Here is a 13,366-nt window from a genome sequence, read left to right as displayed (position 1 = left end):
GGCCGCCATGAAACACGCCATGAAACATGCCGCCTTCCTTGCCGTCCTGCTGCTGGCCGGCCCCACCCTTTCCGAGACCAAGGTCGCGCCGTCCTGGGGACCGGGGGCCGACGATGCCGCCTTCACCCGCATGCTGGCCGCCAGCTTCAAGGACAAGGGCATCGCCAAGGTCGATCGCCTGACCCAGGACGAGACGCAGGCCTTCTGCTCCGACCCCGAGGCCGCCGCCAGCCCGGCCGCCGCCGAACGGCGCCGGCAGATCGAGGCCGTCAACATGGCGACGGTCAAATGGCCGTCCGACGGCAAATGGCTGGGCGACTGGAAGGAGGGCGAGAAGATCGCCCAGAGCGGCCGGGGCAACACCTGGACCGACAAGCCGGGCGAGCCGAACGGTGGCAATTGCTACAATTGCCACCAGCTCAGCCCGACCGAGATCTCCTACGGCACCATCGGCCCCAGCCTGCTGCAATACGGCGCGCTGCGCGGCCGGGACGAGGAGACGATGAAGGCGGCCTGGGCCAAGATCTACAACGCCAAATCGGCCAACGCCTGCTCCAACATGCCGCGCGCCGGCCATATGGGCATCCTGGGGGAGACGCAGATCAAGCATCTGATGGCGCTGCTGTTCGACCCGAACTCTCCCGTGAATTCCAAATCGGGGTCCGCCCAATGAACCGCCGCGAGTTCCTCACCGTCCTGGCCGCCGCCAACGCCGCCGGCCTGCTGCTGCCCGGCGCCGGTCTGGCCCGCGCCGAAGCGGCGGCCGACGCGGTCTATGACGCGCCTGCCTTCGGCAACGTCTCGCTCCTGCACATCACCGACTGCCACGCCCAGCTGAAGCCGATCCATTTCCGCGAGCCGAGCGTCAACCTCGGCATCGGCGAGATGGCCGGCCGGGCGCCGCATCTGGTGGGAAGCCGGCTGCTGGAGCATTTCAACCTCAAAGCCGGCAGCCGCGAGGCGCATGCCTTCACCTGCCTCGACTTCGAACGGCTGGCCGGGCTCTACGGCAAGGTCGGCGGCTTCGCCCATCTGGCGACGCTGGTCAAGCGGGTGCGGGCCAACCGGCCGGGCGCTCTGCTGCTCGACGGAGGCGACACCTGGCAAGGGTCGGGCACCGCGCTGTGGACCCAGGGCCAGGACATGGTGGAGGCCGCCAAGCTGCTGGGCGTCGACATCATGACGCTGCATTGGGAATGCACCTACGGCCAGGAGCGCGTGCAGGAGATCGCCGAGAAGGACTTCGTCGGCCACATCGAGATCGTCGCCCAGAACATCAAGACCGCCGATTTCGGCGACGACGTGTTCAAGCCCTACAGCCTGCGCGACGTCAACGGCGTCAAGGTCGCGGTGATCGGGCAGGCCTTCCCCTACACGCCGATCGCCAACCCGCGCTACATGGTGGCCGATTGGACCTTCGGCATCCGCGAGGAGGAGATGCAGGCGACGGTCGATGCCGCCCGCGCCGCCGGTGCCGCGGTGGTCGTCGTGCTGTCGCACAACGGCATGGACGTCGATCTGAAGATGGCGTCGCGCGTCCGCGGCATCGACGCCATCCTCGGCGGCCACACCCATGACGGCATGCCGGCGCCGACCATCGTCGCCAACCCCGGCGGCCGGACGCTGGTCACCAACGCCGGGTCGAACGGCAAGTTCCTGGGAGTGCTCGACTTCCAGGTGACCGGCGGACGGGTCGCCGACTTCCGCTACCGGCTGATGCCGGTCTTCGCCAACCTGCTGCCCGCCGATCCGGAGATGGAGGCGCTGATCACCCGCGTCCGCGCGCCCTACGAGGCCAAGCTGGGCGAAACGCTGGCGGTGACGGAGGGCACGCTGTACCGGCGCGGCAACTTCAACGGCAGCTTCGACCAGCTGATCCTCGACGCGCTGATGGCCGAAAAGGATGCGGAGATCGCCTTCTCCCCCGGTTTCCGCTGGGGCACCACGCTGCTGCCGGGCCAGCCCATCACCATGGAAAACCTGCTGGACCAGACCGCCATCACCTATCCCTACGTCACGCTGACGCAGATGAGCGGCGAGCAGATCAAGACGGTGCTGGAGGATGTCTGCGACAACCTGTTCAATCCCGATCCCTATTACCAGCAGGGCGGCGACATGGTGCGTGTGGGCGGCCTGTCCTACGCCTGCGATCCCGCCGCCCCGGCCGGCCGGCGCATCCAGGACATGACGCTGAACGGCAAGCCGCTGGAGGCGTCGAAGACCTACAAGGTCGCCGGCTGGGCTCCGGTGGCGGAAGAGGCGAAGTCGGCCGGCGGCGAGCCGATCTGGGAGCTTGTCGCCCGCAACCTGCGCGCCCGCAAGACGGTGGCGCCGCCGCAGCTGAACCTGCCGACCCTGAAGGGCGTGAACGGCAACCCCGGCCTCGAGGCCTGACCCAATATTCTGCCCACCAACCGGGGCAAGCTCCAAACCGGAAAGGCTCAGACCATGAGCGTTCGTCGTTTCCTGGCCCCCCTGCTGATGCTGTTCGCCCTGGCCGGCGCCGCCCCGGCGCTGGCCCAGGACAAGGTCGTCTACCACATCGACAATGCCGCCGAGCAGGGCACCAAGGCGCTGCGCAACATCCGCAACCATCTGGACGTGGCACCGAAGACCGAGATCCGCGTGGTCACCCATGCCGAAGGCGTCGATCTGCTGATGGAGGGTGGCAGGGACCAGAAGAACAACATCGACTATGGCCCGCTGATCTCCGATCTTAAGAGCCGCGGCGTCCATTTCGAGGTGTGCGAGATCACCATGAAGCGGCGTAACCTGACCAAGGACCAGTTCGTGATGGAGGCGGAGTTCACGCCGTCCGGCGTCGTCCGAATCACCGAACTGCAGGCGCGCGACCATTACGCCTACATCAAGCCCTGAGAAGGCAACGGCCATGGGTTTCACCGTCGACGCCCTGATGGAAAGCCTGGGCGAGGACAGCTTCATGGCGCTGGGCGGGCTGCTGATCGGCACGCTGTTCGGCGTGGTGGCGCAGCGGTCCCGCTTCTGCCTGCGCGCCTCGACGCTGGAGGTGGCGCATGGCCGGTTGGGTGGACGGCTGGCGGTCTGGCTGCTCGCCTTCTCCACCGCTCTGATGGCGACGCAGGGGCTGATCCTGCTGGGGCTGTTCGACACCGGCAGCGTCCGCCAGCTCAACAACCCCGGCAGCCTGTCGGGCGCGGTGATCGGCGGGCTGATGTTCGGCTGCGGCATGACGCTGACCCGAGCCTGCGCCAGCCGCATGCTGGTGCTGTCGGCGACCGGCAACCTGCGGGCGCTGCTGTCCGGGCTGGTGTTCGCGGTGGTCGCCCAGGCGGCGATGCGCGGCGTCCTGTCGCCGCTGCGCGAGGCGGTCAACGGCTGGTGGGTCATCAGCGGCCAGCAGCGCGACCTGCTGGCGCTGGCCGGCATCGGGCATGGCGGGGCGCTGCTGTTCGGCATGGGCTGGTTCGCGGCGGGCGTGGTGATTGCGCGGCGCAACGCCCTGTCGGGCTGGTCCTGGCTGGGCGCCGCCGGCGTCGGCGCGACGGTCGCCGCCGCCTGGTGGTTCACCTGGCGCGCCGCCAGCGCCGCCTTCGATCCGGTGACCGTCCATTCCCTCAGCTTCACCGCGCCGTCGGCCGATTTCCTGATGCTGGTACTGTCGCCGCCGGGCACCCGCTGGAGCTTCGACACCGGGCTGATCCCCGGCGTGGCGCTGGGCGCCTTCGTCGCCGGTCTGGCCGGGCGCGACCTGAAGCTGGAGGGGTTCAACGACGGCTCCTCCATGCGGCGCTACATCATCGGCGGCTGCATGATGGGCTTCGGCAGCGTGCTGGCCGGCGGCTGCGCGGTCGGGGCCGGCGTGTCGGGCGCCTCCATCTTCACGGCGACGGCGTGGCTGGTGCTGTGGTCGATGTGGATCGGCGCCGTTCTGACCGATCTCGCCATCGACCGCCCGGCACGGGCGCGCGGTGCCGCCATCGCCGCAATTCCTCCGGTCGCCGCACAGTGACGTTCACAGGAGATCCCGCATGCCCCGCCTGCCCCGCCGCCGCCTGCTGACCGCCGGTGCGGCACTCCTGGCCGCTTTGCCGGGACTGGCCGCCGTCCGTGCCTTCGCCGCCGGGGTGGAGTCCTTCGTCAAGGGACCGCCGGTGCCCGACATGCCGCCGGTGCAAATCAGCCCGCATGTCTGGATCATCCAGGCCCCCGACGGCTTCCCGACGCCGCAGAACCAGGGGATGATGGCGAACATCACCTTCGTCATCGGCCGCGACGGGGTGATCGTCGTCGACAGCGGCGCCTCGCTGCAGATCGGCGAGATGGCGATCCGCATGCTGCGGACGCTGACGCCCAAGCCGGTCGTCGGGATTATCAACACCCATTATCACGGCGACCACTGGCTGGGTAACCATGCCTTCGCCGAGGCGTTCGGCGAGGATCTGCCCCGCTACGCCCTGCCCCGCACGCGTGAAGCGATCCTGGGCGTGCAGGGCAGCTTCTGGCAAAGCTCGATGGTCAAATGGACGGCGCAGGCCTCCGCCGGGACGCGGATCGTCGCCCCCAACCGCGACGCCGCCCATGGCGACGAGCTGTCGCTGGGCGACGTCCGGCTGCGTCTGCACCATTACGGCACCGCCCACACGCCCTCCGACCTGTCGGTTTCGGTGGTGGAGGACGGCGTCATGTGCGTCGGCGACGTGATGATGGACCGCCGCATCGCCAACATGGACGACGGCTCGTACCTCGGTACCTTCGAGACGATGGACAGGCTGCGGGCCGACAGCGACACCCGCATCTGGCTGCCCGCCCACGGCGTGCCCGGCCCCGGCGTGCCGGAGTGGCAGCGCAGCCTGTTCGAAGGCATCTTCGAGACCTGCGTCGCCGCCGTGAAGGCCGGCCAGTCGGTCGAGCAGGCGAAGGCCGCCGTGCTGGCCGATCCCCGCGTCGCCTCCCGCGCGGCTGAGACCAAGGGCTGGGACAGCAACATCGGCAAATACATCAGCCTCGCCTATCTGGAGGCGGAGCAGGCCGACTTCTGAGCAGCGGAACTGCCGGTCAAAGCGCGAAGGTCAGCACGATGTTCGCCAGCACCGCCGCGACGACGCCGAAGGGCGCGGCGCGGAACAGCAGCCGGGTGAACAGCGTGTTGCGCGACTTTTCCTCCAGCGCCGAGCCGAGGATCAGGCTGCCGCCCGACGAGAAGGGCGAGATCGAGGTCGCCTGCGAGCCGACGACGATTGCGGTGAACAGCAGCACAGGGCTGACCGACAGGCTGGTGGCCAGCGCCGGCACCAGCGGGAACAGCGTCGGCGTCACCACGCCCAGCGTGCTGGAGAACAGCGACATCACGGCGGCGACGATGCCGAACACCACCGGCAGGAGCAGGGCCGGGATGCTGCTGCCGAGCCAAGCCGCCAGCACCGCGATGGTCCCGGCCTTGATCGCGACCGAGATCAGCATCCCCATGCCGGAAATCATGATCAGCGTCGACCACGGCACCGACGCGATGGCTTTGCGCTCGTCGCCGAGCTTCAGCAGCAGGGCAATGACGGAGAAGACGCCGGCGATCAGGCCGATGTCGATCTTCGAATTGAGATAGGCCACCGTGGCGTTGCCGGGCATCGCCAGATGCAGCACCGGGCCGAGCAGGACCAGCGCCATCATCGTCAGCGTCAAGGTCAGCGTCACGCGCTGGCGCCCGTCGAGCGGCTCCGGCCGGCCGGTGTCGGCGAGCGAGGCGTTCAGGCTGCGGTGGTTGCCGAACAGGAACAGCATCGCCGTGATGACGAAGAACGGGATGATCAGCGTCGCCGCGAAGATGACCCCGCTGTAGAGGAAGGCATCGGCGTCGCTGGTGCCGTTCGCCGTCATCAGGCCGCGGAAGATGATGCCGCTCTGGCTCGACATGAAATTGGCGCCGGCCAGCGCGCCGTAATTGGCGCCCATCGCCCCCAGCACCATGTCCAGCCCGGTCCGCCGGCACATCAGCAGCGTGATCGGCGCCATGAAGGCCAGCACGGTGTAATAGCCGGCGCCCATCGCCGCGATCAGCGTCGCCGTCACCAGGATGGCGTAGGGCAGCACCCACGGCACGTTGCGGCAGCGGTACAGCATATGCTCGGCCAGCTTTTCCAGCGTGCCGTTGACCAGGGCGAAGCTGTAGAACAGGCAGACCGAGAAGATGACGAAGAAGATCTTCAGCGGCCACATGTCGATGACCGCGCCCGGCTTCAGCCCGAGACCGAAGCATCCCAGGATATAGGCGAAGGCGATGGCGAACAGGCCGATGTTGATCTTGGTGACATAGCCCAGAACGACGGCCAGGGCGATGGCCAGCACGATGACGAGGGTCATCGGTTTCCTCCCAAGTTTCTGTATTTCAGGCGAATTGGAAAAGCATTGCCGGATTCCGGACGAGGATTTGCGCCCGTTCCGCCGGATTGGGGATCAGCGCATGCAGCCGGGTCACCTCCGCGGCATAGCCGGTCTCGGCCTCATGCTGGGTGTGGGGCCAGTCGCTGCCCCAGACGAAGCGGTCGGAGCCGCCGCAGGCCTCGCGCAGCAGATCGAGGCTGCGTGCCGCGAGGTCGGGCGTCAGCCCGGCGCGGTAGGGGGCGGAGAACTTGACCCAGACGGCCTGCGTCCGGCGCAGCACATCGAGGAATTCGGCATGGCTGCGGTTCGCCGGATCGACGCCGCCCTGCGGCAGGCCGAAATGGTCGATCACCACGGTGACGCCGGAATCGGCGATGGCCGGCACCACCTCCGCGAGATCGTCGAAACGGCGCTGGATCTCGATTTGCCAGCGGCGGGATGCCAGGCGGCGGAAGAAGTCCTGCCAGGGTGATGCCCCGTAATCCTCCAGCTCGCGCCCGACGAGATTCAGGCGCGCACCGACGAAGCCGAGGGCGCCGAGCCGGTCCAGTTCCTCCTCCGTCACGCCGGGATCGACGACGGCGACCGCGCGCAGCCGTTCGGGATGGGCGCGCAGGGCGGATTCGATCAGGCTGTTGTCGGTGCCGAGGAAGCTGGGCTGGATCAGCACGCCATGGCTGAACCCGGCCCGATCCTGCAGCGCGAACCAGTCCGAAAGCTCCGCCGCATAGTCCGGGCTGTAGCGCCGGCCGGAGGCCATCGGCAGGTCGGGGCGGAAAATATGGGCATGCGTGTCGATGCCCCTGATCGGGGGGAGTGCGGTCATCGGTCGATCCGTACAGGCAATAGGGGGGCGGCCTCCGCCGCGAGGGGAGGGTCCGGAAGAGGCCGAAATGAGGAAGCGCGCCGGAAACCGGGTCCGGCGCTGCGGGTCAGCTCAGGCGGCTGCGGTAGCGGAAGCGTTCGGCGGGGCCCTGGGCGATGCGCCATTCGACCGCGGTGCCGTCCACGGTGTAGGCGGTGCGTTCGATCACCGCGGTGGGCGCCCCCTCGGCAAGACCCAGCCGCGCCGCGACCTTGGCGTTGGCCACCGCAAAACTCACGTCATCGACGGCGCTGGCGATGAAGACGTTGAAGCGCTCGTGATAGAGCGGATAGAGCAGCGGCCCGAACTGGGACTCGTCCAGTTCCACGATGCCGTCGAAGCGGGCGCGCGGCAGCCAGATCTCCTCCGACAGCAGCAGGGCGTCGGACTGGCCGCGCAGGCGGTCGAGGCGGATGCAGTCTGCCGTGCCGAGAATTTTGGCGACGGCGGCCGGGGCAGTGGCGGCCGTGCGCGCGATGATGCGGCTTGACGGGATCGTCGCTTCGCCATCGGCGGACTGGACCGCGAAGAAGCGGAACAGCGACGCGTTGAAGGCGCGCTTGCGCAGATAGGTGCCGGACCCCTGGCGCCGTTCGAGCAGCCCCTCGTCGACCAGAGTCTGGATCGCCTTACGTACCGTGCCGACCGACAGCCCGGTCTCGGCCGTCAGCTGGTTTTCCGACGGCAGCGCAGTATCGGGCCCCCATTCGCCGCGCGCCACCCGGGTGGCCAGCGCGTCGCGCAGCTGCAGATAGGCCGGCAGGCGCCGGTCGGTCATTGACGCGGAATTATGCTGTGGCATCGAGATCCTCCCACAGCCATCCTGTCGCATATGGATGCGCTGGTCAACTAGTTCTATATAGAACTATATGAATGACCGCCAGACATGACGCGGCCCCCCTTGCAGCGGCGTTTCACAACGCCGCCGCAAAGGGGGCCAACCGATACTCGGATGCAGAGGCTGCCGGCCGGAAAAGCCCGTCAGACCTGGGCCATGCCGCCGTCGGCGAACAGCTCGACGCCGTTGATGAAGCTGCTGTCGTCCGACGCCAGGAAGACGGCGGCCTTGGCGATTTCGTCCGGGTCGCCGACACGGCCGAGCGGCACCTGGGCGGCCAGATAGTCCACCAGCCCCTGCTGCTGCGCCGCATCCGGACCGGCCAGTTCGACCAGACCCGGCGTGCGGACCGGACCGGGGCTGAGCGTGTTGATGCGGATGCCACGGTCCTTCAGGTCGAGGATCCAGCTGCGGGCGAAGTTGCGCACCGCCGCCTTGCTGGCGCTGTAGACGCTGAAGGCCGGCGTGCCCATGCTGCCGGCGGTGGAGCCGGCAAGGATCACCGACGCGCCGCGGCCGAGCAGCGGCAGCGCCTTCTGCACGGTGAACAGCACGCCCTTCACATTGCGGTTGAAGGTGTCGTCAAACTGTTCCTCCGTGATGTCGCCCAGCGGCAGCATGCCGCCGCCGCCGGCATTGGCGTACAGCACGTCGAGCCGGCCCGCCTCGCTCTTGATTTGCGCATAGAGCCGGTCAAGATCGGCGAGGTTGGAGGAGTCCGCCTGCACCCCCGTCGCTTTGCCGCCGGCCGCAACGATCGCCGCGACCGCGGCCTCCAGTTCGCCCTTGCGGCGGCCGGTGAGATAGACGGTGGCGCCTTCGGCGGCAAAGCGCTTGGCCGCGGCGAGGCCGATGCCGCTGTTGGCGCCGGTGACGAGGGCGATCTTGCCGTCAAGCTTGCGTGACATCTGAAGTCTCCTTGGGAATGGGTCATCTTCTGGAGACAAAGCTATCGACGGCAGACCCATATCGAAATAGAAACGGTTGAAAACCATCGTTGCAGAATTGGGCGGGATTGGCGATGTCGAAGCTGCCGGATTTCGAAGGGCTGGCGATGTTCGCCAAGGTGGTGGAGGAGCGCTCCTTCGCCGGTGCCGCCCGCGCGATGGGGGTGTCGGTCGCCACCGTGTCGCGCGCGGTCAGCCGGCTGGAGGAACGGTTGGGAGCCCGGCTGTTCAACCGCACCTCGCGCCGGCTGGCCCTGACCGATTTCGGCCATTCCCTGGCCGAGCGCGCGACCCGCCTCTATGACGAGGCGGAAGCGGCGGAGAATGCGGTGCGCGAGATGTCCAGCCGCCCGCGCGGCCTGATCCGTTTCGCGGTCCCGATGTCGTTCGGGCTGCGCTGGGTGGCGCCGCTGCTGCCGGACTTCTTCCGCCTCTATCCGGAGATCTCCATCGACCTGCACCTGAGCGACGCCACCGTCGATCTGGTGGGCGACGGCTTCGACGCCGCGCTGCGCATCGCGGTGCTGCCGGACAGTTCGCTGGTGGCGCGGCGGCTGTGCGGGGTGTCGCCGGTGGTGCTCGCCGCCCCCGGCTATCTCGCCCGCCATGGCGAGCCGCGGCATCCCCGCGAGCTGAACGGCCACCATTGCCTGGGCTATGCCTACCGCCGGCGGCAGGACATCTGGCACTTCACCAACAGCGCCGGCGAGGAGGAAAGCGTCACCCCATCCGGCCCGCTGCGAGTCACCAACGCCGACGCGCTGGTGCCGATGCTGCTGGAGGGGTTGGCCATCGCCGAACTGCCGGAATTCATGGCGGCCGAGCATCTGGCGACGGGACGGCTGACCGCCATCCTGACCGACTGGTCGCTGCCGAAGGGCGGCCTCTACTTCATCACGCCGTCGGCCCGAACACGACCGGCCAAAGTCGGCGTGCTTGCCGATTTCCTGATCGAGCGATTGTCGGAACCGGTCTGGCGGCGGCGCATCGACGGCGCCGGAAAATAGCCCATCAATCCAGATTCAGCAGCGGCCCGAACGCCTCCTCCAGGCTGCTGCGGTGCAGGCCGATCTTCGCCGGGTTGCCGGGCGTCACGTTCACCGCGCGGATCAGGCGGCGGACCACCCGGCCGGCCGTCACGTCGACGTCGATGATGTTGATGCAGCCATAATCCTGCTCGAACGCCGACAGGGCCGACAGGCCGGCGCCGCAGGCCCAGGACAGCAGCATGCGGTTGACGCCGTCATGGGCGACCAGCGCCAGATGGGTCCAGCCCGGTTGCCGCACCAGCGCCTCGACGGCCGACACCACCCGGTCGCGCACGGCGGCGAAGCCGTCGCCACCGGCGAAGCGCCCGTCCTCGGTCGCCGCCTCGAAGCCATAGACGTAAGCCGCCTCACGCTGCTCCTTCGGCACACCCGACAGCCGGCCGGCGCGGATTTCCAGGAAATCGGGATGATCCTCCACCGGCAGACCATGCGGCGCGGCGACCGGTTCGGCCGTCTGCCGCGTGCGGGCAAGCCCGGAACACAGCACGCGGTCGAGCGGCACCCCGGCCAGCAGGGCGCCGGCCGCCTGCGCCTCCGCCCGCCCCCGGTCGGTCAGGGCGGCCAGCTTCGGGTTCAGCGGCTTGCCGGCGGCGTCATAGTAGGCGACATGGCCGTGGCGAAGCAGGTAGAGGCGGCGGCGCGCGACCGTGCCGGACAGCGGTTGAAACAGGCTCATCGGCCGGCGTCCCGTCCTTCGGCGGCCAAACGCTTCGGATTGCTCAGCGCCAGCCTTGCCCGCGTGATGTCCTTCAGCACCGCCCGCAAGGCCGTCTGCCGGTCGGGCGCGTCGAAGCGTCCGGCGTCGATGGCGGCGCAGAGCCTCGGCAGCAAATCCGGAAGGTCGCCGTTCTCGCCCAGCAGACCGCCGACGGCGGCGGCCAGGGCCGGTTCGGCCGCGGTGCCGGCCGCCAATTCCCGCTCCGCCACCCCCAGCGCGTTTGCGATCATCAGCGCGGTGAAGCGCTGGTCGGCCGGCACCACCGGCAGGATCGCCTCGCGGAAGCTGCGGAGCGCGATGGCGACCAGATCGCGGGCGTCGGGATCGTCGTTGATCATGCTCCACCTCCGTTCATGGGGAAGCCGCCGACACGGTCGAGGTGGCGCAGCAGATCCATTTCGATCTCCGGCAACATCCGGCCGGTCAGCGCCAGTTCCAGCGACGGTTCGGTACCGGAGATGTGGCGCTGCGCCTGTTGGATGGCGATGACCGCCCAGCGCATGCAGGCCGCGGCTTCCCAATAGGCGACGGCGTCCGCATCCACCCGCCGCCCGGCGGTCTCCTCGTAGCCGGCATAGAAATCGGCACGGTCGGCGATGCCGCCGGCCTCGCGATCGTTGCGGCCGAAGCGCCAGCAGGCGGCGCAGAACCAGCCCAGATCCTCCATCGGGTCGGACCAGCCGGCGAACTCCCAATCGATGATCGCGGTCAGCCTGTCCCCATCGACCATGTAGTTGCCGGTGCGGTAGTCGCGATGGCACAGCACCAGATCGCCGGCCGGCGGTGCGTTCCGTTCCAGCCAGCGCAGACCATAGGCCAGAACCGGATCGCTGGCGGCATAGCGCCCGGCCCAGCGGCGGAAATCGCCCGCCGCCTGCAGGCCAGCCGTCGGTTCGGGCAGCGCCAGGAACTCCAGCCCTTCCGTTCCCGGCCGCACCCGGTGGATCAGGCCGAGCTGTCGGCCCAGTTCACGGGCCAGCTCGCGCCGCGGCTCCTCGCTCTTGACCATGCGGAAGCCGGCGGCGATGCCGGCCGCGCGCCGCATGATGTAGAAGGGCGCCCCCAGCATCGCCGGATCTGCGCCGACGAACAGCGGTTCCGGCACCGTGGCGCCGGCGGCGAAGACGGCGCGCAGGACCGCGGCCTCCTCCGCCTTGCCCAGGCTGGCCGAAACACCGGAGGCAGACCCGGTGCGCAGCACGCAAGGGTGGCGGCCGGACAACGGCCCGCCGTCGATTTCCAGCGTGACCGCGAGGTTGAGCGAGATGGCGCCACCGCTGAGCCGCCCCTCGTCGATGACGGAGACCGCCCGCGCTTCCGCCTGACCCGCCAGCCAGGACTCCAGCGCCGCTTTCCGGGCGGGCTCCAATCCGCCGGTGGACTCTGGAGCGCCGCTCACCGCCAGCCCCAGAAATCGTCGCCCTCGGCGAGGTAGCTGCGGCTCAGCACCATCTTGTGGACCTCCGACGCGCCGTCGACCAGCTTGGCCTGCCGGGCGTAGCGGTAGATCCACTCCAGCACCGTGTCCTTGGAATATCCGCGTGCCCCGCAAAGCTGGATCGCCGTGTCCGCCGCCTTGAACAGCGTGTCGGCGACCTGGACCTTGGCCATCGACACCTCCTTGCGGGCGAAGCTGCCGCTGTCCAGCGCGTGCGCCGCCTTCATGGTCAGCAGCCGGCCGATCTCGATCTGCATCGCGGTCTCGCCCAGCATCCACTGCACGCCTTCATGCTCGGCCAGCGGAATCCCGAAGCTTTCGCGCTCCTTCACGTAGGCGCCGGCGATCTCCAGGCAGCGCTTGGCGAGGCCGGTCCAGCGCATGCAATGGGTCAGCCGCGCCGGCCCAAGCCGGATCTGCGTGGCCTTCAGCCCGTCGCCGACCTTCATCAGCACGTTTTCGTCCGGAATCTCCAGCCCGTCGAAGATCAGTTCGCAGTGGCCGCCATGTTCCTCCGGTCCCATGATCGGGATGCGGCGCTCGATGCGCCAGCCGGGCTGGTCCTTGTCGAACAGGAAGGCGGTCAGCCCCTTGCGCGGGTCGTCGGACGTGCGCGCCATCAGGATGAAGTGCTGCGCCGCGTCGGCCCCGGTGATGAACCATTTGCGCCCCGTCACCACCCAGCGGTCGCCCTTGCGCTCCGCCCGCGTCTTCATCATCGACGGGTCGGAGCCGCCGCCCGGATGCGGTTCGGTCATGGCGAAGGCGCTGCGCACCCGCCCCTCGACGATGGGGGCGAGCCAGCGCTCCTTCTGGGCCGGGGTGCCGACCATGCTCAAGAGCCGCATGTTGCCGTCGTCGGGGGCGGCGGCGTTGAAGCAGACCGGCCCGAAGATGGAGCGGTTCATCTCCTCGTAGCAGGCGGCGACGCCGACCATCGGCAATCCGTGGCCGCCGACCTCCTTCGGCAGTTGCAGGGTCCACAGCCCGGCCGACTTCACCTTGGCGCGCAGGGCCGCCAATGGAGCGTCGGCGATGTTCTCGTGCTCGTCCCAATTGGCGCGGTCGGCCTCGACGGGAAGGATCTCCTGCTCTACGAAGGCGCGGACGCGGCGGCGATAGTCTTCCAACTCCGGCGGAAGGGTGAAATCCAT

Annotated in this window: 14 protein-coding genes; 6 read left to right on the top strand and 8 right to left on the bottom strand. The window is 68.8% G+C overall.

The annotated features are described in order from the left end of the window. Positions 1-7: 7 nt before the first annotated feature. From soxX to ACCD06_RS30680, 5 genes are read left to right on the top strand one after another with little or no spacing between them, the layout of a single operon-like run. Positions 8-673 (top strand): sulfur oxidation c-type cytochrome SoxX, encoded by a 666-nt coding sequence (gene soxX, locus ACCD06_RS30700; protein ID WP_413345921.1) that lies wholly within the window; start codon positions 8-10, stop codon positions 671-673. After that, positions 670-2,394, top strand: a complete 1,725-nt coding sequence (gene soxB, locus ACCD06_RS30695) for a thiosulfohydrolase SoxB (RefSeq protein WP_413345919.1) — start codon at positions 670-672, stop codon at positions 2,392-2,394. Before soxX ends, soxB begins: the two co-directional genes overlap by 4 nt. Positions 2,395-2,448: 54 nt before the next feature. After that, positions 2,449-2,877: a DsrE family protein gene (locus tag ACCD06_RS30690; RefSeq protein WP_109156611.1), complete on the top strand. Its 429-nt coding sequence runs from the start codon at positions 2,449-2,451 to the stop codon at positions 2,875-2,877. A 13-nt stretch (positions 2,878-2,890) separates the two neighbouring features. Continuing rightward, positions 2,891-3,991, top strand: a complete 1,101-nt coding sequence (locus ACCD06_RS30685) for a YeeE/YedE family protein (RefSeq protein ID WP_413345917.1) — start codon at positions 2,891-2,893, stop codon at positions 3,989-3,991. A 19-nt stretch (positions 3,992-4,010) separates the two neighbouring features. Continuing rightward, a complete protein-coding gene (locus ACCD06_RS30680; RefSeq protein WP_413345915.1) occupies positions 4,011-5,021 on the top strand; it encodes an MBL fold metallo-hydrolase in 1,011 nt (336 codons plus the stop codon). A gap of 16 nt (positions 5,022-5,037) precedes the next feature. Here ACCD06_RS30680 and ACCD06_RS30675 read toward each other — a convergent pair whose 3' ends face one another. The 4 genes from ACCD06_RS30675 to ACCD06_RS30660 all read right to left on the bottom strand — a co-directional run bounded on the left by ACCD06_RS30675 (position 5,038) and on the right by ACCD06_RS30660 (position 8,968). Then, positions 5,038-6,336 (bottom strand): SLC13 family permease, encoded by a 1,299-nt coding sequence (locus ACCD06_RS30675; RefSeq protein ID WP_109156614.1) that lies wholly within the window; start codon positions 6,334-6,336, stop codon positions 5,038-5,040. A 25-nt stretch (positions 6,337-6,361) separates the two neighbouring features. Continuing rightward, positions 6,362-7,183, bottom strand: coding sequence for an amidohydrolase family protein (locus ACCD06_RS30670; protein ID WP_413345912.1), 822 nt, complete (start codon positions 7,181-7,183; stop codon positions 6,362-6,364). Positions 7,184-7,289: 106 nt separating this feature from the next. After that, positions 7,290-8,024 (bottom strand): GntR family transcriptional regulator, encoded by a 735-nt coding sequence (locus ACCD06_RS30665; RefSeq protein WP_413345910.1) that lies wholly within the window; start codon positions 8,022-8,024, stop codon positions 7,290-7,292. 179 nt (positions 8,025-8,203) lie between these two features. Beyond that, positions 8,204-8,968 (bottom strand): SDR family oxidoreductase, encoded by a 765-nt coding sequence (locus ACCD06_RS30660; RefSeq protein WP_413345908.1) that lies wholly within the window; start codon positions 8,966-8,968, stop codon positions 8,204-8,206. Between the two features lie 113 nt (positions 8,969-9,081). Between ACCD06_RS30660 and ACCD06_RS30655 the strand changes: the two genes are divergently transcribed. After that, a complete protein-coding gene (locus ACCD06_RS30655; RefSeq protein WP_413345906.1) occupies positions 9,082-10,014 on the top strand; it encodes a LysR substrate-binding domain-containing protein in 933 nt (310 codons plus the stop codon). A gap of 4 nt (positions 10,015-10,018) precedes the next feature. Here ACCD06_RS30655 and ACCD06_RS30650 read toward each other — a convergent pair whose 3' ends face one another. The 4 genes from ACCD06_RS30650 to ACCD06_RS30635 are packed head-to-tail and all read right to left on the bottom strand — an operon-like array spanning position 10,019 to position 13,366. Next, entirely contained in the window at positions 10,019-10,732 is a 714-nt protein-coding gene (locus tag ACCD06_RS30650) for a histidine phosphatase family protein (protein ID WP_413345904.1), read from the bottom strand. Continuing rightward, the gene (locus ACCD06_RS30645) at positions 10,729-11,112 is read right to left on the bottom strand and encodes a DUF6285 domain-containing protein (RefSeq protein ID WP_413345902.1); all 384 of its coding nucleotides are present in this window, start codon (positions 11,110-11,112) and stop codon (positions 10,729-10,731) included. Before ACCD06_RS30645 ends, ACCD06_RS30650 begins: the two co-directional genes overlap by 4 nt. Continuing rightward, positions 11,109-12,173, bottom strand: coding sequence for a phosphotransferase family protein (locus ACCD06_RS30640; RefSeq protein WP_413345900.1), 1,065 nt, complete (start codon positions 12,171-12,173; stop codon positions 11,109-11,111). The genes ACCD06_RS30645 and ACCD06_RS30640 overlap by 4 nt, the downstream gene beginning before the upstream one ends. Further along, on the bottom strand, positions 12,170-13,366 hold the full coding sequence (locus ACCD06_RS30635; RefSeq protein WP_413345898.1) for an acyl-CoA dehydrogenase family protein: 1,197 nt from the start codon (positions 13,364-13,366) through the stop codon (positions 12,170-12,172). Before ACCD06_RS30635 ends, ACCD06_RS30640 begins: the two co-directional genes overlap by 4 nt.

Source organism: Azospirillum sp. CT11-132 (assembly GCF_047302835.1).
Taxonomy (GTDB): domain Bacteria; phylum Pseudomonadota; class Alphaproteobacteria; order Azospirillales; family Azospirillaceae; genus Azospirillum.
The sequence above is the reverse complement of the archived record's forward strand: the minus strand, read 5'-3'. Positions and strand labels throughout refer to the sequence as shown.